This is a genomic window from Mesorhizobium sp. P3_A8 (genome assembly GCF_056402995.1).
On record NZ_JBFUGI010000024.1, the window covers coordinates 41242 to 60261 of the forward strand.

The 19020-nt window shown below is 63.6% G+C and carries 24 protein-coding genes; 14 read left to right on the forward strand and 10 right to left on the reverse strand.

The features are described from left to right. The first annotated feature begins 57 nt into the window (after nt 1-57). A complete protein-coding gene (locus tag AC1DX4_RS33955; RefSeq protein WP_477224481.1) occupies nt 58-699 on the forward strand; it encodes a glutathione S-transferase family protein in 642 nt (213 codons plus the stop codon). A 42-nt stretch (nt 700-741) separates the two neighbouring features. Here the strand turns inward: AC1DX4_RS33955 and AC1DX4_RS33960 are convergent, their stop codons facing one another. After that, complete coding sequence (locus AC1DX4_RS33960; RefSeq protein ID WP_477224482.1) at nt 742-1635, reverse strand: translation factor GTPase family protein; 894 nt, start codon at nt 1633-1635, stop codon at nt 742-744. A gap of 101 nt (nt 1636-1736) precedes the next feature. Then, nucleotides 1737-1907, reverse strand: coding sequence for a hypothetical protein (locus AC1DX4_RS33965; RefSeq protein ID WP_477224483.1), 171 nt, complete (start codon nt 1905-1907; stop codon nt 1737-1739). A gap of 108 nt (nt 1908-2015) precedes the next feature. On the opposite strand from AC1DX4_RS33965, the gene AC1DX4_RS33970 reads away from it, so the two are divergent. Continuing rightward, entirely contained in the window at nt 2016-2162 is a 147-nt protein-coding gene (locus AC1DX4_RS33970; protein ID WP_477224484.1) for a hypothetical protein, read from the forward strand. Then, nucleotides 2125-2511 (forward strand): hypothetical protein, encoded by a 387-nt coding sequence (locus tag AC1DX4_RS33975; protein WP_477224485.1) that lies wholly within the window; start codon nt 2125-2127, stop codon nt 2509-2511. The genes AC1DX4_RS33970 and AC1DX4_RS33975 overlap by 38 nt, the downstream gene beginning before the upstream one ends. 173 nt (nt 2512-2684) lie before the next feature. Here the strand turns inward: AC1DX4_RS33975 and AC1DX4_RS33980 are convergent, their stop codons facing one another. Next, on the reverse strand, nt 2685-3047 hold the full coding sequence (locus tag AC1DX4_RS33980) for a hypothetical protein (protein WP_477224506.1): 363 nt from the start codon (nt 3045-3047) through the stop codon (nt 2685-2687). 276 nt (nt 3048-3323) lie between these two features. Here AC1DX4_RS33980 and AC1DX4_RS33985 point away from each other — a divergent pair, with 276 nt between their 5' ends. After that, the gene (locus AC1DX4_RS33985) at nt 3324-3764 is read left to right on the forward strand and encodes a hypothetical protein (protein WP_477224486.1); all 441 of its coding nucleotides are present in this window, start codon (nt 3324-3326) and stop codon (nt 3762-3764) included. Between the two features lie 392 nt (nt 3765-4156). Continuing rightward, a complete protein-coding gene (locus AC1DX4_RS33990) occupies nt 4157-4984 on the forward strand; it encodes a class II aldolase/adducin family protein (protein ID WP_477224487.1) in 828 nt (275 codons plus the stop codon). A gap of 42 nt (nt 4985-5026) precedes the next feature. On the opposite strand, the gene AC1DX4_RS33995 is transcribed toward AC1DX4_RS33990, so the two are convergent. Continuing rightward, the gene (locus tag AC1DX4_RS33995; RefSeq protein WP_477224488.1) at nt 5027-5605 is read right to left on the reverse strand and encodes a TetR/AcrR family transcriptional regulator; all 579 of its coding nucleotides are present in this window, start codon (nt 5603-5605) and stop codon (nt 5027-5029) included. Between the two features lie 197 nt (nt 5606-5802). Here AC1DX4_RS33995 and AC1DX4_RS34000 point away from each other — a divergent pair, with 197 nt between their 5' ends. After that, nucleotides 5803-6936: an alpha-hydroxy acid oxidase gene (locus AC1DX4_RS34000; RefSeq protein WP_477224507.1), complete on the forward strand. Its 1134-nt coding sequence runs from the start codon at nt 5803-5805 to the stop codon at nt 6934-6936. A 312-nt stretch (nt 6937-7248) separates the two neighbouring features. After that, the gene (locus AC1DX4_RS34005; RefSeq protein WP_477224489.1) at nt 7249-8787 is read left to right on the forward strand and encodes a winged helix-turn-helix domain-containing tetratricopeptide repeat protein; all 1539 of its coding nucleotides are present in this window, start codon (nt 7249-7251) and stop codon (nt 8785-8787) included. Between the two features lie 63 nt (nt 8788-8850). Here AC1DX4_RS34005 and AC1DX4_RS34010 read toward each other — a convergent pair whose 3' ends face one another. Beyond that, nucleotides 8851-10473 (reverse strand): ABC-F family ATP-binding cassette domain-containing protein, encoded by a 1623-nt coding sequence (locus AC1DX4_RS34010; protein WP_477224490.1) that lies wholly within the window; start codon nt 10471-10473, stop codon nt 8851-8853. A 411-nt stretch (nt 10474-10884) separates the two neighbouring features. Here AC1DX4_RS34010 and AC1DX4_RS34015 point away from each other — a divergent pair, with 411 nt between their 5' ends. Continuing rightward, entirely contained in the window at nt 10885-11196 is a 312-nt protein-coding gene (locus AC1DX4_RS34015) for a hypothetical protein (RefSeq protein WP_477224491.1), read from the forward strand. Nucleotides 11197-11228: 32 nt separating this feature from the next. After that, on the forward strand, nt 11229-11573 hold the full coding sequence (locus AC1DX4_RS34020) for a hypothetical protein (protein ID WP_477224492.1): 345 nt from the start codon (nt 11229-11231) through the stop codon (nt 11571-11573). 195 nt (nt 11574-11768) lie between these two features. Here AC1DX4_RS34020 and AC1DX4_RS34025 read toward each other — a convergent pair whose 3' ends face one another. Continuing rightward, entirely contained in the window at nt 11769-12467 is a 699-nt protein-coding gene (locus AC1DX4_RS34025) for an SDR family NAD(P)-dependent oxidoreductase (RefSeq protein ID WP_477224493.1), read from the reverse strand. Between the two features lie 169 nt (nt 12468-12636). On the opposite strand from AC1DX4_RS34025, the gene AC1DX4_RS34030 reads away from it, so the two are divergent. Continuing rightward, on the forward strand, nt 12637-13266 hold the full coding sequence (locus tag AC1DX4_RS34030) for a glutathione S-transferase family protein (RefSeq protein ID WP_477224494.1): 630 nt from the start codon (nt 12637-12639) through the stop codon (nt 13264-13266). A gap of 4 nt (nt 13267-13270) precedes the next feature. Here the strand turns inward: AC1DX4_RS34030 and AC1DX4_RS34035 are convergent, their stop codons facing one another. Then, nucleotides 13271-13870, reverse strand: a complete 600-nt coding sequence (locus AC1DX4_RS34035; protein ID WP_477224495.1) for a YdeI/OmpD-associated family protein — start codon at nt 13868-13870, stop codon at nt 13271-13273. A 249-nt stretch (nt 13871-14119) separates the two neighbouring features. Between AC1DX4_RS34035 and AC1DX4_RS34040 the strand changes: the two genes are divergently transcribed. Next, on the forward strand, nt 14120-14320 hold the full coding sequence (locus tag AC1DX4_RS34040; protein WP_477224496.1) for a hypothetical protein: 201 nt from the start codon (nt 14120-14122) through the stop codon (nt 14318-14320). Nucleotides 14321-14338: 18 nt separating this feature from the next. Next, nucleotides 14339-14731, forward strand: a complete 393-nt coding sequence (locus AC1DX4_RS34045; protein WP_477224497.1) for a hypothetical protein — start codon at nt 14339-14341, stop codon at nt 14729-14731. A gap of 28 nt (nt 14732-14759) precedes the next feature. Here the strand turns inward: AC1DX4_RS34045 and AC1DX4_RS34050 are convergent, their stop codons facing one another. After that, entirely contained in the window at nt 14760-15233 is a 474-nt protein-coding gene (locus AC1DX4_RS34050; RefSeq protein ID WP_477224498.1) for a cupin domain-containing protein, read from the reverse strand. A gap of 65 nt (nt 15234-15298) precedes the next feature. Here AC1DX4_RS34050 and AC1DX4_RS34055 point away from each other — a divergent pair, with 65 nt between their 5' ends. Both AC1DX4_RS34055 and AC1DX4_RS34060 read left to right on the forward strand, forming a co-directional pair. Beyond that, nucleotides 15299-15754: a MarR family winged helix-turn-helix transcriptional regulator gene (locus tag AC1DX4_RS34055; protein WP_477224499.1), complete on the forward strand. Its 456-nt coding sequence runs from the start codon at nt 15299-15301 to the stop codon at nt 15752-15754. Between the two features lie 121 nt (nt 15755-15875). Then, nucleotides 15876-16604: an SDR family oxidoreductase gene (locus AC1DX4_RS34060; protein WP_477224500.1), complete on the forward strand. Its 729-nt coding sequence runs from the start codon at nt 15876-15878 to the stop codon at nt 16602-16604. A gap of 25 nt (nt 16605-16629) precedes the next feature. On the opposite strand, the gene AC1DX4_RS34065 is transcribed toward AC1DX4_RS34060, so the two are convergent. Continuing rightward, complete coding sequence (locus tag AC1DX4_RS34065; RefSeq protein WP_477224501.1) at nt 16630-17580, reverse strand: LysR family transcriptional regulator; 951 nt, start codon at nt 17578-17580, stop codon at nt 16630-16632. 16 nt (nt 17581-17596) lie between these two features. Then, complete coding sequence (locus AC1DX4_RS34070) at nt 17597-18502, reverse strand: S1C family serine protease (RefSeq protein ID WP_477224502.1); 906 nt, start codon at nt 18500-18502, stop codon at nt 17597-17599. Nucleotides 18503-19020: the final 518 nt, after the last annotated feature.

Consider the following 19020-nt stretch of genomic DNA (forward strand, 5'->3'; position numbering starts at 1 on the left):
TCGTTCGTCCTCTGTGTGCAAGCGCAAGACCTGGAAACCAACCCTTCGGAGCCTCCCATGATCCCCACCATCACCGCCTTTGAACGCTCGCCCGATGGCGGCAAGGGACTGGCGCGCGACACGCGCGTTCGCTGGGCGCTCGAAGAAGTCGGGCAGCCCTATGAGGTTCGTTTTGTTTCCTTCGCTGGGATGAAGGCGCCTGGCCATCTGGCCATCCAACCCTTCGGCCAGATCCCCACCTATGAGGAAGGATCTCTATGCCTGTTCGAGACCGGCTCGATCGTCTTTCATCTTGCCGAGCAGCATGCGGGCCTGCTGCCTCGGGAGCGCGATGCCCGCGCCCGCGCGATCACCTGGATGTTTGCCGCGCTCAACACCGTCGAGCCGCCGGTCCTCGATTTGACGACGGCCAGGATATTCGAAGCCGACAGATCCTGGGCTCAGCAGCGTCTGCCGCTGGTGAAAGACCGTGTTCGGGCAGTGCTGGACAAGCTCTCGGCCTATCTGGGCGCCGCAGAATGGCTCGATGGTGCATTCAGCGCGGGCGATCTGTTGATGGTATCGGTGCTGCTGCGCCTGAGAATGTCGGGCATTCTCGACGAATATCAAAACCTGGCCGCCTATGTGGCGCGCGGCGAAGCGCGGCCCGCTTATGCCAGGGCTTTCGCCGCGCAATTTGCGGTCAACGGCCCATCGTAAGGCCGCACCCTTCGGCGCGATCACAGCGGCCACGAGCGGACGTCAGGCGAAGGCGGCCGCAGCGGGCGGCGGGTCAGGATCGACAGCAGTCGGAACGGGAGCGTATGCGGCGTAGCTGACGCTCAAGCGCGCCTGCCCGTTCGAACGCGAGCAGAGTGTCGACTCCAGTTTGAACATTGTGGCGAGCGGCACCATCGCGTTGATGACGACTGCGCTGTCGCGAGCTTCCTGGTCCCCGATCCGGCCACGGCGGCCCTTCAACTCGCTGACGATGCCGCCGGCATAGTCTGCCGGCGTCACCACCTCGACCCTCATGATCGGCTCGAGCAGTTGCACGCCGAGATGCGGCGCGGCTTTGCGAAAGCAGGCGCGGCCCGCAACCTCGAAAGCCAGGGCCGAGGAGTCGGTCTCGTGCCAGGCGCCGTCCACCAGCGTCGCCTTGACGCCGATCATCGGAAAGCCCGCAAACGGCCCCTGCGACTGGATGCTGCGCAGCCCCTTTTCGACCCCCGCCACATAGTCGTTCGGGATCACACCGCCGGCGATCCTCGACGCGAACACCAAGTCCGGATTGTGCGCGTTCGGCTCGAACATGATCTTGACGCGGGCGAACTGACCCGCGCCGGCCAACAGCTTCTTGTGGGTGTAGTCCTGTTGATGGCTGCGGGTGATCGTCTCGCGATAGGCAATTTGCGGGGCGCCGACATTCACCGCAAGATTGAACTCGCGGCGGATGCGGTCGATGATGCTGTCGAGTTCAACTTCGCCCATGGCGGCGATGATCGTCTGACCCGATTCCTCGTCCCACTTGACGTCGAAGCAGGGATCCTCGTCCGCCAGCCTCGACAGGAGGATACGCAGCTGCCCCTCATCGGCCCTCGATTTCGCCTCGATCGCGAGTTGCAGCAAAGGCCATGGCGCGGCAGGTTTTTCCATGACGATAGGATCGCAGCTTGACCGTATGTCCGCAACGGGTCAGGTGCGTCAACGATCCAATATCAGCCGCGCGCTACGGTGCCGTTGCCTGCCGAAACCAATCAGCGGTCCTGCGACCAGGCCCCCAGGCCCGCCATATCGGTCAGGCGGATCGCGGCCAAGGTCTCGATTTCCCTGGAGATCGGCGTCTGCCGCATGCTCTGCGCCTCAGGCTCGCTTTTGGCGGTGGTGAAGCGGGCTTGGCCAATCATGGCTCGAACGGCGGTCAGCATGTGTGATGTTCCTTAGCTTGTCCTGGGCTAAGAACTTGGCGAATGCATTTACGTTCCAAGGGCTGCTGACAAAACCGTTCGGTGCAATCCAATCCACTGGCGGTTACGATGAGCCACGCAGCCCTTATCCAACAACAGAAAGTGATGGTCGGGATCGAAACCGTTTTGGGCAAGCTGCGAGTGAAGCGCTACGGTGGTTGTCAACCGGAGCAGGTAAATGATTGGAATGAAGTGGAACGCAACGACAGCGACTGAGGCGACCAGCTCAAATAGCCCCAATGAAACTATCGCTGGAACCAGCAATTCTGGAAGCGCAACGCAGGAACCCGTTCGCATTGAACAGTTTTGGGACAGGAACCGATTGGTTCCGCCATCGATGGAGAGTTATCTTCCAAGCAATAGAATGTGGGCAGACGGCACAGCAACGGTTCTTCAGCTCTTCATCGCATTTTGTACATTTGCAATAGTTTTTCATGTTTTTTTAAAAGTCGATAAAATTTTTGCGGCAGTTACTATTGCAGCGTTCTCATATATATTTGGCAGCTTTAACGCGAGAATGGCTCGCGCACAGCGCAGATTTTATCTAGCCCAGAAAATAAAGTGAAGAAATTCGCAGACTCTATAAAACCAGTTTTTAGGCGGTATATCGATGGCCGCTCGGGTGCAACGCTTAAACCCTGAGACCGGCACCTGTGTGCTGACAGAAGTCGGCAGCGGCACGATGCTCCAAGAGCGGCGTGGTGTGTATAAGCCAGGCAAGCCGCTTGGCCAAAATGACTACGGATATTGCGCCTTTGCGACCGCAGGGTTCAGATCGCCCTGCAATTCCTTGGGCAGCGGCAGGCTCGAGCATTGCAGGTGCACGTTGCGGGCGTAAAACTTCCGATGCTTCTGCTCGGCCTCCTTGGTGGCCGCTATGATGCCCAGCCCGTACGGGCCAAGTGCCGCGAATTCCCAACCCGGATGTTGTTTCTCGCGAACCGCGTAGTCCGAAGCCGCCGCCCGGGCCTGCTGGCATTCCGGCGAGGCCCATTTCGGATCCTGCGGCGAAAGCGACGTCCCATAGTCGACCGGAGAGGTCGCGCATCCAGCCACCGTCGCAGCCAATGCGGACATCGCAATTCGCGTCGCAATTCTCATCCCCAAGCCCTTCCCGTCAGTCGCATCATCTTGAATTCCGCACGACCGCAGCGAAATGGCCATGCCATGAATCCGGCAGAGCCCGCCGTACCAATCACGTATACGCGATGTCCAGCCCTTGCGCTTGCCATCGGCTCCGCTTCATGGCGATCTTGCCGCAGCCCGATTCAAGCGGCGTGCTTGGAACCAAATGACGGGCGAGACTGTTCAGTTGAAACTTTGACACGACGCTGACATCCCAGCCGGCAAAGCGGCGACCTTCAGGAGTTCCCCATCATGAACATTTCGTCCGGATTTCGTAAGATCGCGGTTGCCGCCATCGCCACTGCGGGCATTGGCTTTGCCAGTGCCGCGCATGCCGACAGCGGCACGATCCGCTTCGCCGTCTACAAGGCGGCCTTCTTCATCGGCGGCTCCGGCGGCGAAGGCACGTTCACCTTCCATGGTAAGTCGTATCCAATCTCCATCGGCGCCGTTTCGGGCGGCCTCGCCTTCGGCGTTTCCAAGACCTATTTCCACGGCACGGTGCGCCATATCAGGCGTGCGCGCGATGTGACGGGTGTCTATGGCGCGGCGGGTGGCGGCGGCACGATCGGCAAGGGCGCCCAGGTAATCCTCATGACCAACGACAAGGGTGCCCAGCTCGAACTCACCGGCAAGCAGGTTGGCCTGCAGGTCAACGCCGATCTCAGCGGCTTTGCCATCTCGCTGAAGTAAGTATCGGACTGAAGTAAGGGCTTCGGGCAGTTCGCCGTTTCAAGGAATGGCGAACTGCCCTATTTATTTTGACGAAAATCCCAAGGAAAGCGCTATGCGCATTTCCCGGGAGAACCGTTTGGATTGCTTTAGCTCCGCAACCCCTGCGCTTCCTGCCCCGTGCGCTTGACATATTCGGCATAGCCGCCGCCATAGGTGTGGATGGTGGCGATGTCGTCGGTCGGCTCGTCCGGCACCAGAAGGTTGGACGGATCATGACCGCGAGATCGGCATGTTTCGCACCTGTTCGGAAGAATTCGGAACAATTCGTACGGCCTTTGAGACGCTTGCTCGAAGCGCCCCCACTCTGTGTCCAGCCGTCATGCCGACGGTGCGGAAGCAGGGAGAGCGCCATGGACATCGTCACGTCAATTCAAGGCACCGAAAACCATCTCGCCATCAGCAAGCAGGCAGCCTACGAACCGCTTTTCAAGCGGCGCGGGCCGCCGCGCTTCGATGATATCGGGCAGGAGCGGCAATATCGAAAGGAACGGCTTGCCGCGGGTTTCCGCATCTTCGCTGCGCTGGGGTTCAGCGAAGGCGTCGCCGGACACATCACGGCCCGCGATCCGGAATTCACCGACACGTTCTGGGTCAATCCGTTCGGCATGCATTTCGCCCATATCACCGTCTCGGACCTCATCCGTGTCGACGGCGCCGGCGATGTGGTCGAGGGCACGATGCCGGTCAATGTCGCCGCGTTCGCCATCCATCATCAGATCCACATGGCGCGGCCGGACGTGGTGGCGGCCGCGCACGCCCACTCCATCTATGGCAAGGCGTGGTCGGCGGTCGGCCGCGTGCTCGATCCGATCACGCTGGACGCCTGCGCCTTCTATGAGGATCACGTCTTCTTCGACGACACGCGGGTGCTGGTCACGGAGGCAAGCGAGGCAGCGCGGATCGCCGAGAGCCTCGGTGGCCACAAGGCGGCGATCTTGCGCAATCATGGCCTGCTCACGGTTGGCCAGACCGTCGACGAGGCCGTCTGGTGGTTCATCTCGATGGAACGGTGCTGCCAGGCGCAGTTCCTCGCCGAGAGCGTGGGCACGCCGCTCCAGGTCGACCCGGAAAACGCCCGCGCCACCCGCGCCGTGAACGGAACCGCGCAGGCCGGCTGGTTTCAATGCCAACCGCTGCATGACCGCATCCTCAGGCAGCAGCCGGATCTGCTCGGGTAAATCAGCGTGGTCCGCACTTGGCCAACGAAGGCATGTGGGGCGTCAAACGGCTGATCCATTTTCGATCAGCCGTTTGGCGGCATCGGCCGCGGCGGTGCAATAGTTTCGGTCGCCATGAACCAGGATCATGACCATTGCACCTTCGATCAGCAGGAACAGCTCGCGCGCCCTCTCGCTGGGCGATGGCACGCCCGCTTCGGCGAGCAGGGTCGCCAGTTGCTTTTCCATCAGCGCCTTGTGCTGACGCGCCATCGAACGCGCGGGATGCCCCGAGAGATCGGCAAGCTCGATTGCCAGCCGGGTAAATCCCGACCCCGCCCAGCGTGGCTTGGCCGACCATATGGCCAGTTCACCGAAAAGCTTGTCGACCAGTTGCTCCGGCCCGCCCGACAGGTCGATGCCATAGTTCTGGAATTCGGCGAAAGCCCGTTCATGCTGTGAGGCAAGCACCGCGGTCAGCAGCGCGTCCTTGCTGTCGAAGTGATAGTAGAGCGTCTTCTTGGTGACGCCGGCGGCGCTTGCGATCTCATCCATGCCGACGCGAAAGAATCCCCGGCGGCGAAACAGCTTGTAAGCCGCCTGCAATATCACTGGCCTGGTCTTGTCGGACGATCTGGGCACGGGGCTGACGCCGATGAATGTATACTCGCTAGTGAGTTTACATCCGCGCGCTCGCGACATTCAATGGACCAGCATTGGCTAATATTCGTTGGGAGCCGACGATGGACAGGCTGATCACCGCATTGCCCGATCTCCAAAAATTCACGGAAGCCGCAAGCCTGGGCGACCTGGCCAAGGCGTCACCGGCGCCTTCGCTGCTGAAGACCATGACCTGCATCGAGGACCTCCGGCAGGCTGCCCGCCGCCGCGTTCCCCGGGCTTTTTTCGACTATGTCGAGGCCGGCGCCTATTCCGGACAGACGCTGCGCGCCAACAGCGCCGATCTGGAGCGCATAACGTTCCGCCAGCGCGTGCTGGTCGACGTTTCACAACGCGACACGGCAACGACGATCCTCGGCGAGAAGGCCGCGCTGCCGATCGCGCTGGCGCCGATCGGCATTGGCGGGATGCAGTGGGCTGACGGGGAGATTCTCGCTTGCCGCGCCGCACAGGCTGCCGGTGTCCCCTATACGCTCGGCACGATGGCGATCTGCTCGATCGAGGACGTTGCCGAGGCGGTCGACAAGCCGTTCTGGTTCCAGCTCTATGTGATGAAGGACCGTGGCTTCGTGCGTTCGCTCGTCGAGCGGGCGCTTGCTGCCCGCTGCAGCGCGCTGGTGCTCACGGTCGACCTGCAGGTGCTGGGGCAGCGCCACATTGACGTCAAGAACGGGCTATCGGTTCCGCCTTCGCTGAAACTGCGCAATCTTCTCGACATGGCGACCAAGCCCGCCTGGGCCTGGCGGATGCTCACCGCCAAGCGCTGGACGTTCGGCAATCTCGCCGGCCATGTGAAAGGCGAGCAAGGCGTCAAGGAACTGGCGGACTGGGTGTCGCATCAGTTCGATCCCACGCTCAACTGGAACGACGTCGAGTGGATCAGGAGCATCTGGCCGGGCAAGCTGATCATCAAGGGCATTCTCGACGTGGATGATGCACGCACCGCCAGCAAGGCCGGCGCGTCCGCGATCGTGGTTTCCAATCATGGCGGCCGGCAGCTGGATGGTGCGCCATCGACGATCTCGAAGCTGCCGAAGATCGCTGAAGCGGTGGGCTCGCAAACCGAGGTGCTGTTCGATGGCGGCGTTCGATCCGGCCAGGATGTCATGCGCGCGCTCGCCCTTGGCGCCAGAGGCTGCCTGGTCGGGCGAGCCTATATTTACGGACTCGGTGCCGGCGGAGAGGCCGGTGTGGCGACCGCCATCGAGATCCTTCGCAAGGAACTGTCCGTCACCATGGCGCTGACAGGCACGAGAAGCATCGACGAAGTCGACCAGCGGGTGCGGAACTAGCCAAATCCGTCTGGGCGCCGTGGCCTTCGGCACCACCGTGGTGCCCGATATCGCAGCGCTTCTGGCAGGCGATGTAATCCGCCATGTAGTGGTCAAGGGCGGCGCGGAATTCTTCATCGCGTGGACGCGGGCGGCTCACCGGCGCCGTTCGGCTGGTCTCGGTCTCAAATCCGGTACGGTCGAAAGCAATTGCGGACATCTCAGCTCTCCCTGTCGCGAAACACCGTGACAGGATGAGCCGGGCGGGTGGCAGCGTCCCGGGTACACGGCCGAATACTTCCGAAAAGGCCCGAAAAGATGCTAGTTTGCGCCATGGTGGGGAAACGGTTCGCCTTCGGCCCGTTCGAGCTCAAACCGGAGGCGGGAACGCTGCTCCGGCAAGGCATGCCCGTTCCCGTCGGCTATCGCGGCGTGCTGCTTCTGGCAGCGCTGGTCGAGCGGCCCGGCGAAGTGCTCTCCAAGGCCGAGCTGATGGACGCGGCATGGCCACGCGTGGCGGTCGAGGAAAGCAACCTCTCCGTCCAGATCGCCTTGCTGCGCAAACTGCTTGGGCAAGGCCCCGACGACGCCGAGTGGATTGCGACCATCCCGCGGGTCGGCTACCGCTTCGGCGGCGCGGTGGATTGCCTCGACGCGGCCGCGGCACCGTCCGATGGCGCCGAGGCCGGGCCCTCGATCGCCGTGCTGCCCTTTGCCAATCTCAGCGACGACGCCGAGCAGCAATATTTCGGCGACGGCCTTGCCGAAGACATCATCACCCGCCTGGCGCGGCTGCGCTGGCTGTTCGTGTCGGCCCGCAACTCATCGTTCACCTATGGCGGCAAGGCGGTCGACGTGAAGCAGATCGGGCGTGAGCTTGGCGTGCGCTATGTGCTCGACGGAAGCGTGCGCCGCTCCGGACAACGGCTCAGGATCAATGCCAGGCTGAGCGACGCCGACACCGCGCGCCAGATCTGGGCGGAGCGCTACGACGCGGAGATCGCCGATTTCTTCGCGCTGCAGGACGAGATCGCCCAAAGCGTGATCGGCGCCATCGAGCCCAGGCTCTACGTCGCCGAACAGGAGCGTTTCCAGAGCCGGTCGCCCGGCAACCTCGACGCCTGGGGGTTCGTGATGAAGGCGATGCCCTATGTCTGGACCTGGGCCTCGCTGCCGGATTTCGAGATCGCCGAGCCGCTGCTGCAAAAAGCCATCGACATCGACCCCGACTATCCGCGCGCCAACTGCCTGATTGCATGGGGTCTCGCCGCAAAGGCGATGCTTGGGCTGGCCGATGCGCAAACCACCCTGCCGACTGCCCACGACATGGCGCAACGGGCGATCCGCAGCGACCCGGAGGACCCCTGGACGCACTTCGCCACCGGCTTCGTGCATATGGCCTCGCGCCGTTTCGATCCGGCGGTGAAGGCACTGTCCGAGGCGATCACCCTCAATCCGAGCCTGGCCTATGCGCATATGATCCTCGGATCGACCTATGCCTATGCGGGCATGCCGGAGGACGGCCTGCACCATGTCGCGCTTGCCGACCGCCTCAGCCCACGCGATTTCACGCAAGCCGGCAGCCTCTCCGTCATTGGGCTCTGCCATTTCATGGCCGGGCGTTATGACGAGGCCGCCGAGTTCGAGCGGCGGGCGGTGGACCTCAGGCAGAATTTCGGCACGGCCTGGCGCACATACGCCGCCTCGGCCGGCATGGCGGGCGATCGCGCCGCCGCCGCCCACGCACTGTCGCAGGCACGGCGCTTGCATCCAACCGTGTCCGTGGACTGGGTCGAGAAATACCACCCCATCGTCCACGAAAAGGACCGGGCGCGGTACATTAAGGGGTTGCGCGTCGCCGGGCTCGACTGATCGACGAGACCGGGGCCACAGGCGCCAGCAGCGTCCGCCCGGCCAATCATGACCGGGCTGCCGTCAGCTCCGCAGCCCCGGCGCTTCCTGGCCCGTACGCTCGACATATTCGGTATAGCCGCCGCCATAGGTATGAATGCCTTCCGGCGTCAGCTCCAGCACGCGGTTCGAAAGTGCTGCCAAAAAGTGCCGGTCGTGCGAGACGAACAGCATGGTGCCTTCATACTGCGACAGCGCCTCGATCAGCATCTGCTTGGTGGCGATGTCGAGGTGGTTGGTCGGCTCGTCCAGCACCAGCAAATTGGGCGGGTCGAACAGCATCAGCGCCATCACCAGCCGCGCTTTCTCGCCACCTGACAGCACCCGGCATTTCTTCTCGATCTCATCGCCGGAAAAGCCGAAGCAGCCGGCGAGTGCGCGCAGCGGCGCCTGGCCGGCCTGCGGGAAATTGTCTTCCAGCGTCTGGAACACGGTGCGCTCGCCTTCGAGCAGCTCCATGGCGTGCTGGGCGAAATAGCCCATTTTCACGCTCGGCCCCCGCGCCACCGTGCCGGTGTCGGGATCGGAGGCACCTGCCACCAGCTTGAGCAGCGTCGACTTGCCGGCGCCGTTGACGCCCATGATGCACCAGCGCTCGCGGCGGCGGACCTGGAAGTCGAGCCCCTCATAGATGCTGCGGCTGCCATAGGCCTTGTGGACATTCTTCAAGGTGACGACGTCCTCGCCGCAGCGCGGCGCCGGCTGGAACTCGAAATTCACGATCTGGCGGCGCTTGGGCGGCTCGACGCGGTCGATCTTGTCGAGCTTCTTCACCCGGCTCTGCACCTGGGCGGCATGCGACGCGCGCGCCTTGAAGCGCTCGATGAAGGCGATCTCCTTGGCCAGCATCGCCTGCTGGCGCTCGAACTGCGCCTGCTGCTGCTTGTCGGCGATCGCCCGCTGCTGCTGGTAGAACTCGTAATTGCCGGAATAGGCGGTGAGCGAACCGGCATCGATCTCGACGATCTTGTTGACGATGCGGTTCATGAACTCGCGATCGTGCGAGGTCATCAGCAGCGCGCCCTCATAGCCTTTCAAAAACTGCTCCAGCCAGATCAGGCTTTCGAGATCGAGATGGTTGGACGGCTCGTCGAGCAGCATGACATCGGGCCGCATCAACAAGATGCGGGCAAGCGCCACGCGCATCTTCCAGCCACCCGACAGCTTGCCGACATCGCCGTCCATCATCTCCTGCGAGAAGCCGAGACCGTCGAGCACTTCGCGGGCGCGGCCGTCGAGCGCATAGCCGTCGAGCTCCTCGAAGCGGTGCTGCGCCTCGCCATATTTCTCGATGATCTCATCCATCTTGTCGGCCTGATCGGGATCGGCCATGGCGGCCTCGAGTTCGGCCATCTCGGCCGCCACGTCGCTGACCGGGCCGGCGCCGTTCATCACTTCGGCGACCGCGCTATGGCCCGCCATGTCGCCGACATCCTGGCTGAAATAGCCGATGGTGACGCCGCGATCGACCTGCACCTGGCCCTCGTCCGGCTGCTCCTGGCTGGTGATCATGCGAAACAGGGTCGTTTTGCCGGCACCGTTGGGCCCGACAAGCCCGACCTTCTCGCCCTTCTGCAGGGAGGCCGACGCCTCGATGAAGACAAGCTGACGGCCGTTCTGCTTGCTGATGCTTTCAAGTCTGATCATGCGGTTTCCGGACTATGCCTGCGCTGAAAGGATTTGCCCGGCGCCTTACGCGAAGGATGGCGCCGGGGGAAGAGGCACAAGCGCCGCAGACAGCCGATCTCCCCACTCGTGGGGGAGATGGCCGGCAGGCCAGAGGGGGGGCGCTGTCCCGCCGACCTCTCAATCCATCAATATGCGCCGAAGCATTCGTACCTATCGCAATGCCTGCAAGGTTGGCGATCCTTGGCGCCCCCTCTGCCCTGCCGGGCATCTCCCCCACGAGGGGGGAGATTGGCAGCTTCACCTCGCAGACACAGTTGAGAAACAAGATTCAACATGCGGGAAAAACTCGCGAAAAGATCGTCAGGCATAACCATCCTCGTAGCAACCGGACAGCGGTCGCCACATCAACGCAAAGGGATGGTCCCGACAATGCAACGACGTTCTACCGGATGGATGGCTGCCGTAGCCGGCATTTCGCTCGCCATGCTTGCGGTCGCGCAGTCGGGTGCTCAAGCCGCGGTTACCCGGAGCGAATATTGCAGCCGGCTCGGTCTTCAACTCGACGGAGCCATCCGGACCAAAGCCGAACCCGGTGCCAGTGCGGGCCAGATCGCGCAGGCAACGGCACTCCAGGACAAGGCGAATCGGTTCTGTTCCGAGCGCAAGCAGGCGCAAGGCATCCGGACCTACGCCAACGCCCTGAAACTTCTTGGCGTGACGCCAGTCGACCTCGACCAGTGACAGCAACCACCAACCTCTGAAGGCAGCCTCTCATGAACAAGCCCCTCCTCTCCGCCCTCGGCCTGGCCATCGCTCTCGGTCTGGCAATGCCGGTTGTCGGCACCGCTAATGCGGCGGCCACGACCAGCACCACGACAACGACCGCTCCGGCGACGACGACTGCCCCGGCGACCGCTCCGGCGGCTCCCGCTGCCGCGGACGCGGCGAAGACGCCGGTCAAGGCCGCGCACAAGCACCACAGGCACCACAAGCACCACAGGCATCACAAGAAGCACCACAGGCATGTGAGGGCACACGCCCACAAGGATGTCGGCAAGAAGCACGTCCACAAGCACACCCACAAGAAGCATGGCCACAAGCACGCCAAGGCGGCTTGATAAGCTGACTTCGCTCTGACTTCCTCCCGGGAAAAGGCCGCCACTCGCAGAAAGCGAGGGCGGCTTTTTCTTGCGTGCAATCGAGGCAAGACAGCCCGCTGGAACTGCGCAAAAACAGGCACTTACGGCAATTCCGCGATTCAGATCGTGAAGCGCCTCAGGCACTCATCGTCGACTCCTGCTTAACAACCACGCTCACCACGGCAGTCTTTTGCCGTCGCGAAAAAAGCCGCCGGTCGGGCCGTCATCCGGCAACGTCGCGGCCCAGACGATGCCGGCCGCCCCTCGCGCCACCGGACGTCCGCCCGGCCCGCCCATGTCGGTGGCGACCCAGCCCGGACAGATGGCATTGACCAGCACGCCGGAACCACGCAGTTCCGCCGCCAGCACGCAGGTCAGCGCATTGAGCGTCGCCTTCGAGGTCGAATAGGCCGGCGCCCCCGCCCCCATCGAAGCCAGCGAACCGCCTTCGGACGACACATTGACCAGCCGGCCATGGCCGCCGGCCTTGAGCAGCGGCGCGAAGGCGGCCGCCGTGCGCCAGGCGCCAAAGACATTGGTCTCGAATGCCTCGCGGATCACGGTCCAGTCCGGCTGCAAGGCGCGCGAGCCGGTGTCGTAGTGGATGGCGGCATTGTTGATCAGCACGTCGAGCCGACCGAACCGGCGCTGCACGTCGTCGGCTGCATTTGCAGCGGCGTCAGGCGCTGCGACATCGAGTGCGATGGCCTCGACATTGCCCTCAAGCCCTTCCGCCGCCGCCTCGCCCTTGGCGAGGTCGCGCACGCCAAGCAGCACGGTGAAGCCGCGTTTCGCCAGCTGGCGGCCGGTCTCCAGGCCTATGCCGCGATTGGCGCCGGTGATGAGGGCGACTTTGTTGGGATGCGTGGTCATGGGATGCCTCTGTATGTCGTCTCAGGGAAAGATGGCACGGGCGGAATTGATTTATTAGGTGGTCTGGATCGCAGTCATTGCGCGATGGAGTGCATCAATTAACTGCGCAGGAATCGGGTGTCCGCAGACATCGCACCATGCGATCGTTCACCGATCACGAGGACCAGCCATGCTCACGCTTCACGATTATCTGCCATCGCAAAATGGCTGGAAAGTCCGGGTCCTGCTCGGCCTGCTGAAGATCCCTTACGAGACCCGCATCGTCTCGATTTTCGAGGGCGAGAGCCATACCGATGCGTTCCACGAACTCAACCCGGCCGGCGCAGTCCCCGTGCTTCAGCTCGAGGACGGCAGCGCCATTGCCGAATCCAATGCGATCCTCACCTACCTCGCCGAAGGCACGCCGTTGTTGCCGGCGGATCGCTACCGGCGCGCCAAAATCATGCAATGGCTGTTCTTCGAACAGTACAATGTCGAGCCCGTCATCGGCTCGCTGCGCTTCTGGACCTTGACCGGGCGGCTCGAACGTAACGATGCCWTGGTTGCCGGCAAGCGCGAAGCCGGCGCCCGCACGCTCGCCGCCCTGAACCGCAGCCTCGCCGAGACGCCATTCCTCACCGGAAGCGACCTCACCATCGCCGACATCGCCATCTATGCCTACAGCCACCGCGCCGAGGATTGCGGGTTTTCTCTGGCGGACCACCCGGCATTCCTCGCATGGACCGGCCGCGTGCGCGACGTGATCGGCCAGGGCTATCCAGTCCACCCTTATAGCATCGATCCGCATTCGGGTGGCTGAACGCCTACTTCTTGCCCTGCGGATAGATCGTCTCGCCGCGCTTCAGCATCGCCACGAAGGTCTCGATCTTCTTCTTGCGGCCGGCCTCGGTCTTCATGTTGTGGGTGCGGAAGGCGAGCGCGAAGCGGTTCTGCGCGCTGAGCTTTTCCAGCATCGCCTTCGCCGCTGGTTCGGCGTCGATCGCCGCCTGCAGATCGTCAGGGATTTTCATCTCCTTGCCGCTGCCATAGGCGCGCGCCCAGCGCCCGTCGGCCTTGGCCGCCTCGACCTGGCTCAACCCATGCCCGGTCATGCGGCCCTCCTCGACCAGCCGCGCGACATTGTCGATGTTGATCTTGCTCCAGATGCTCTTCTTGCCGCGCGGCGTGTAGCGCTGCAGGAAACTCTTGTCGTCCAGCCCCTTGCGCACCGCGTCGATCCAGCCGAAGCACAGCACGACGTCGATGGCTTCTTTCGGCGTGATCGACTTCAGCCCCGACCCAACCTTGTGTACCTTGATCCACACTTCGGTTTCCGTGGCGTGGTGTTTGCCGAGCCAGGCGTAAAAGCTGGCCGGATCGGGGAATTCCCTGACCTTGTCCGGATCGACCTTGACCGGCGCCATCAGCGGGCCTGCCGGTTCAGAATTGTTGTCGCTGGCGTCGCGGTCATCTTGCCTCCGTCATCTTGCGATTCCCCGCATCATGGCATGGTTCACTGTCGGCTTTCGTCAGCAGCGGGACACGCTGCCACGAAGCAACGGAACGCACGATCCATCGCCGCGTTGCGGCAAGAGTGCAACCAGATGGACGAGCGCGACACTTCCCCCACCGTGCTATAGGACCACAAATGCCACGTTGGGGGATGTGCCACGATGAAATCTCTGCTCTTCGCCCTTGCCTTGATGCTACCCACAGCAGCCCTCGCCGAACCGATCGAAACCCAGAAGATCATCACCGCGCTGACCGGTGACTTCAACGGCGACGGTGCGCCGGACCTCGTCATGGTGGTCGAGACCAAGCCCACCGATCCGATGGACATCCATTTCTTTCTCAGGGACAAGGAACACAATTAGCTCAAGCCCGTCGAAATCGTGCGCGAACAGATCGGTGGCGCGTGGAACGGTTACGACCGGCCGGGCTATGAGAACTCCGACACCGAGCCGGAGCTGACGATGCTGCCCAACGGCTCGATCAAATTCTATCTGCCGGCGCCGGAGATCGGCAGCGAGCGCACCAACCAGACGCTGACCATCGCCTACCGCAACGGCGCCTTCATCGTTGCCGGCTTCGCCTACGATTCCGATGATTATCTGCAGGAGAATGCAGCCAGCGCCTGTGACTACAATGTGCTGACCGGCAAGGGCACCAGCTCGAAGCAGCAGCCGGACGGCAGCACCAAGCACAAGACCGTGTCGGGCGAAGGCCAGATCGTTGCCTTCAAGGACTGGAACTCGGGCGACGCCTTCTCCGCTTGCCAGGAATAAGCGGCGCGCCCTACCCCTCCGGCCGGCGTCAGACCGGCGGCGGTGCTGCCGGTGTCAGCCCGTGGCGGCGCATGATCTCCATCATCTTGGCCTTGTCCGGCGGCCCGCCGGCGGCGGCGTTGAGCAAGCCGAACACCTCGCGGAAATAGTCCGGGCCGATCGCCGCTGGCGTGATGACGCACAGCGCCTTCGCGTCTCGGGTGCCATTGTTGTCGAACCGGTGAACGGCGCCGCGTGGAATGCACAGCGCTTCCCCCGGCCCAACCTCGATCGGTTTGCTGTTCACGGTCCAGGTCAGCACCCCGTGAATGCCGTAGATCGTCTCCTCGTAGTGATCGTGGCTGTGCGCCGGCGCGGGCAAGCGCTGCGCGGCTGGCACCATCAGCTCGAAAGCGGCGACACTGCCGTTCGAACTGTCGCCCGATACCAGGAAGCGGACCGACAGCCCCTTGGTGCCGATGGTCTCGTTGGCTGGATTGACCCGAAGATTCATGGCGGACATTGCGCAAACCCCTCCAGTAAATTACATTTACTGGCTATCAGTAAACTCAATTTACCGGATCGTCAATGGCCACCTCCGCCGAAGTTCTCCAGACCAAGACCGAGAACCTGTTGATTGGCGCCCTGTTGCGCGTGCCGGCACAGGCGATCCAGCGCCGGCTGATCAAGGAACTCAACGCCGCCGGTTTCGATGAATTGCGCCTGCCGCATATGGCCGTGCTGCAGTTTCCAGGGCCAGACGGCGCACGCCCTGGCACCATTGCCGAGCGTGCCGGCATGAGCAAACAGGCCATCAATCAGTTGCTCAGCAGCCTCGAAGGCTACGGCTACATCGTGCGCTCCGACGGCGAAGGCAGCGCGCGCGTGGTGCACTCCACCGAACGCGGCCATGCCGCCTTCTGGAAGATGGTCGACATATTGCGCGACATCGAGGAGGAGTGGCGCAGCGAGCTCGGGCCGGAGCGGTTCGCCCAGCTGAAAGCACTGCTGTTCGTCGTCTGGGACAGCCCTCTGGTGCGTTGAGCGGGACGTGCTCTGCCGGCACCATCGGCCTCTCCGATAGCACCATCGGTTTCTTCCGTTTTCCCGTGACGCTCTGACCTGCCAATCCCTGCCCTGTCCAATCCAGCAAAGGCAGAGCGACATGAGCACTTCAAACCAGAAAATCCTGATCGTCGGCGGCGGCTCCGGCATGGGCCTGGCCCTAGCCAGACGTTGTGTCGAGGCCAGTGCCAAGGTCGTCATTGCCGGGCGCGGTGAGGACCGGCTGCAACAGGCACGCGAGGAACTCGGCAATCCCCCCGGCCTGGAGGTGACCGTCGTCGACGTCGCGCGGGAAGACCAGGTCGCGGACCTGTTCGCGCGCATCGGCGGGCTCGACCACATCGTCAGCACGGCGGCCGACATCGAAGGCGCCTACCGGCTGCTGCCGGAGCTCGACCTCAAGGCGGCGCAACGCGCGGTCGACAGCAAGCTCTTCGGCCCGCTGCTGCTCGCCAAGCATGGCGCGCCACAGATTGCGGCTGGCGGCTCAATGACCTTCGTCTCCGGCGTCGCTGCCTACCGGCCGGCCGCGCGCGGCTCGGTCGTCGCCGCCGTCAATGCAGCACTCGAAGGGATGGTGCGGGCGCTTGCCGTCGAACTCGCCCCGGTCCGCGTCAACGCCGTATCACCCGGCTGGGTCGACACCACGATCTGGGCGCAGGTCGCCGGCGATCGCAAGGCCGAAATGCTTGCCGCGATGGCCGAGCGGCTACCGGTCGGCAGGATCGGCCAGCCCGCAGACATCGCAGACGCCATTTTCTTCCTGATCGGCAATGGCTTTACCACCGGAACGACGCTGCATGTCGAAGGTGGACACCGGCTTGTCTGAACTGGACCGGCGTCGGGAACCGCTTTCAAAGCAAGACCTTGGGCCGACTTGTCGATTCAGCTTCTGAACTGGTTTGAGAGGGTTTCAACGTGTCGCGTGCGGCGGCGAGCAAGTGCCTGAGCGCCGGCGGCTGGACGCGCCGGCGGCGCCAGATCATCGTCAGCGGTGCCGCTTGTGCTGGGCCGGGCCACGACAGTTCGACAAGATCGCCACGCGCCAGCGCATCGCTGACCGCAAGACGTGGAACGAGGCCGAGCCCAGCACCCGCCGCCACCAGCCGGGCAATGGCACTGACGCTGCCGACTTCGGCGGCAAGTTTTGGCACCGCCATGCCGGCCTCGGCAAAGGCGGTGTCGAACATATGCCGGTAGATGCATCCAGGCTCCGTCGCCACGAAACGCAGCGCGGCAAGGGCGGCCAGGTCGCGTGGCGCCGTGCCTTGTCCCGGCGCCGCGACCAGCACCAACGGTTCGGCGCCAATCGTGCGCCTGGCCAGGCGTTCATCGGCAGTGCCCTTCGCACCGTCGCGACGCTCGAAGCAGAAGGCGACATCGATGCCGCCGTCCTCCAGCAGGCGCCGCAACGTGCCGCTGTCGGTCACCTTCATCCGCACGGTGATATCGGGATGGCTGGCCTGGAACCCCGGCAGCCACGGCGCCAGCCGGACCGAGGCGATCGTTTCCAGCGCGCCGATGGTCAGCGTTCCGCTTGTCTGTCCAGCCGCCGCCTGCACAGCCGCACGTCCCTCGCCATCGAGTCGCAACAGCTCTTCGGCGATCGGCTGCAGCGCCAGCCCTGCCGGCGTCAGCTCCAGGCCGGCCTTCGAGCGTGTGAACAAGGCGGCACCAAGTTCCGCCTCGAGGGTCTGGATCTGGTCGCTGACACTCGATTGCGCGAGGTGAACAGCGTCGGCGGCACGCGTGATGTTGCGGCTGCGCGCCACCGCGAGAAAGGTCTTGAGCAGTCTTGGATGCATTATTGACGCAACGCGGCTACTGCAGCTGCGGCTTCTTCAAAAAGCTGCCGCGGTCGGCGGATTTGACGCGCAGCCAGGTCTCGCGGCCGTCGCGCACCACGCGCATCGGAATCTCGGCGCCGGCCGAGCCGCTGTCCCAGAGCTTGCGATAGAAATCGGCGAGCCCGTCGACGGCGCCGTCGCGGACCTCGGAGATGACATCGCCCTGGCGCAGGCCGGCCTTGGCGGCCGGACCGCCTTCGGTCACGCTCATCACCACCACCTTGCCGTCGCTTTCGGCCGACAGCGCGCCGAGCCACGGACGCGGCGGCCTCGCCACCTGGCCCCGCGTCAGGAGATCGTCGAGGATCGGCGGCAACAGATCGATCGGCACCACCATATTGATATCGGCGACCTCGCCGGCGCGGCTCATCTGCAGGCGCAGCGAGCCGATACCGAGCAGCGCGCCATCGGCGCTAAACAGCGGCGCTCCGCCCCAGGACGGATGCGCGGGCGCGATGAAGATCGCCTCGTCGAGCAGATACTCCCAATAGCCGGCGAATTCCTGCTTGGTGACGATCTTGGCCTCGACTGCCCGGCCGATGCCGTCGGCAAGCACCACCGCGTCGCCGATACGAGCCTTGCCGGCATCGCCGAGCGCCACGGCGGGCAGCCCGGTCGGCGCCAGCGCCTGGACCAAGCCGAAGCCCGATTCCTGGTCATAGGCCAGTGCGTGCGCCGGGATGACGCGGCCATCATGCGCGGTCAGCCAGACTTCTTCTGCCTCGGTGATGAGATAGCCGATGGTCAGCACCAGCCCGTCATCCCTGATGACGACGCCGCTGCCTTCCCTGAGCGTACCCAGCGCGCCGGCCGTAAAAGCATCGTCGGGGACGGTTGCGCGCACGGCGACGACGGAGCGCGGATTGGGATTGATGGTCATGATTTTGTCCTGCGATGCAAATGCCCTGGCGGCTTCTTCTATAGGTATGCCTTGGAGGGGATGGTGCAAGGGGTGAGAAGCGGTGGCTGGGGGCCGCGAGAAGCCAATTGCTTGGCTTTTCGAGCTTCGAACGCCCTGAGCCTGCGAAGGGCTGGGGCGCGGCGGGGCAGATCTTCCTTCTCCCCTTGTGGGAGAAGGTGGAACGGCGCGACAGCGCCGAGACGGTTGAGGGGTGTTCCAGCGGAGTGAGGCGTTGGTGTTCCCTGGAGCACCCCTTGTGTGTTTGGAATCGTGCATTGTTGAGGGTGCCACGGACCAGGTGCTTGCCTGATCCGTGGCGGTGGTCGAGAGCCCGTCGCCCCTCAGGTGGCCTAAACCGTGGATGAGCTGGGGCCCGACCGCCTTCTTTTGTGAACCCGAACAGTTGCAAGGGGCAAGCCCCCGCACACAAGGAAGGGACCGAGGAGATGGTAGCGCAAACGGTTCAGGACATCGGCATCGATGTTGCCAAAGGCTGG

What these genes read in the sequence shown, in the direction of transcription:
- AC1DX4_RS34060 (WP_477224500.1), top strand. Translation starts at nt 15,876, where the DNA reads ATGAGCACTTCAAACCAGAAAATCCTGATCGTCGGCGGCGGCTCCGGC.
- AC1DX4_RS34070 (WP_477224502.1), bottom strand. Translation starts at nt 18,502, where the DNA reads ATGACCATCAATCCCAATCCGCGCTCCGTCGTCGCCGTGCGCGCAACC.
- AC1DX4_RS34055 (WP_477224499.1), top strand. Translation starts at nt 15,299, where the DNA reads ATGGCCACCTCCGCCGAAGTTCTCCAGACCAAGACCGAGAACCTGTTG.
- AC1DX4_RS34015 (WP_477224491.1), top strand. Translation starts at nt 10,885, where the DNA reads ATGCAACGACGTTCTACCGGATGGATGGCTGCCGTAGCCGGCATTTCG.
- AC1DX4_RS34050 (WP_477224498.1), bottom strand. Translation starts at nt 15,233, where the DNA reads ATGTCCGCCATGAATCTTCGGGTCAATCCAGCCAACGAGACCATCGGC.
- AC1DX4_RS34040 (WP_477224496.1), top strand. Translation starts at nt 14,120, where the DNA reads ATGAAATCTCTGCTCTTCGCCCTTGCCTTGATGCTACCCACAGCAGCC.
- AC1DX4_RS33960 (WP_477224482.1), bottom strand. Translation starts at nt 1,635, where the DNA reads ATGGAAAAACCTGCCGCGCCATGGCCTTTGCTGCAACTCGCGATCGAG.
- AC1DX4_RS33965 (WP_477224483.1), bottom strand. Translation starts at nt 1,907, where the DNA reads ATGCTGACCGCCGTTCGAGCCATGATTGGCCAAGCCCGCTTCACCACC.
- AC1DX4_RS33955 (WP_477224481.1), top strand. Translation starts at nt 58, where the DNA reads ATGATCCCCACCATCACCGCCTTTGAACGCTCGCCCGATGGCGGCAAG.
- AC1DX4_RS34020 (WP_477224492.1), top strand. Translation starts at nt 11,229, where the DNA reads ATGAACAAGCCCCTCCTCTCCGCCCTCGGCCTGGCCATCGCTCTCGGT.
- AC1DX4_RS33970 (WP_477224484.1), top strand. Translation starts at nt 2,016, where the DNA reads ATGAGCCACGCAGCCCTTATCCAACAACAGAAAGTGATGGTCGGGATC.
- AC1DX4_RS34035 (WP_477224495.1), bottom strand. Translation starts at nt 13,870, where the DNA reads ATGGCGCCGGTCAAGGTCGATCCGGACAAGGTCAGGGAATTCCCCGAT.
- AC1DX4_RS34025 (WP_477224493.1), bottom strand. Translation starts at nt 12,467, where the DNA reads ATGACCACGCATCCCAACAAAGTCGCCCTCATCACCGGCGCCAATCGC.
- AC1DX4_RS34010 (WP_477224490.1), bottom strand. Translation starts at nt 10,473, where the DNA reads ATGATCAGACTTGAAAGCATCAGCAAGCAGAACGGCCGTCAGCTTGTC.
- AC1DX4_RS33980 (WP_477224506.1), bottom strand. Translation starts at nt 3,047, where the DNA reads ATGAGAATTGCGACGCGAATTGCGATGTCCGCATTGGCTGCGACGGTG.
- AC1DX4_RS33990 (WP_477224487.1), top strand. Translation starts at nt 4,157, where the DNA reads ATGGACATCGTCACGTCAATTCAAGGCACCGAAAACCATCTCGCCATC.
- AC1DX4_RS33985 (WP_477224486.1), top strand. Translation starts at nt 3,324, where the DNA reads ATGAACATTTCGTCCGGATTTCGTAAGATCGCGGTTGCCGCCATCGCC.
- AC1DX4_RS34005 (WP_477224489.1), top strand. Translation starts at nt 7,249, where the DNA reads ATGGTGGGGAAACGGTTCGCCTTCGGCCCGTTCGAGCTCAAACCGGAG.
- AC1DX4_RS33975 (WP_477224485.1), top strand. Translation starts at nt 2,125, where the DNA reads ATGATTGGAATGAAGTGGAACGCAACGACAGCGACTGAGGCGACCAGC.
- AC1DX4_RS34065 (WP_477224501.1), bottom strand. Translation starts at nt 17,580, where the DNA reads ATGCATCCAAGACTGCTCAAGACCTTTCTCGCGGTGGCGCGCAGCCGC.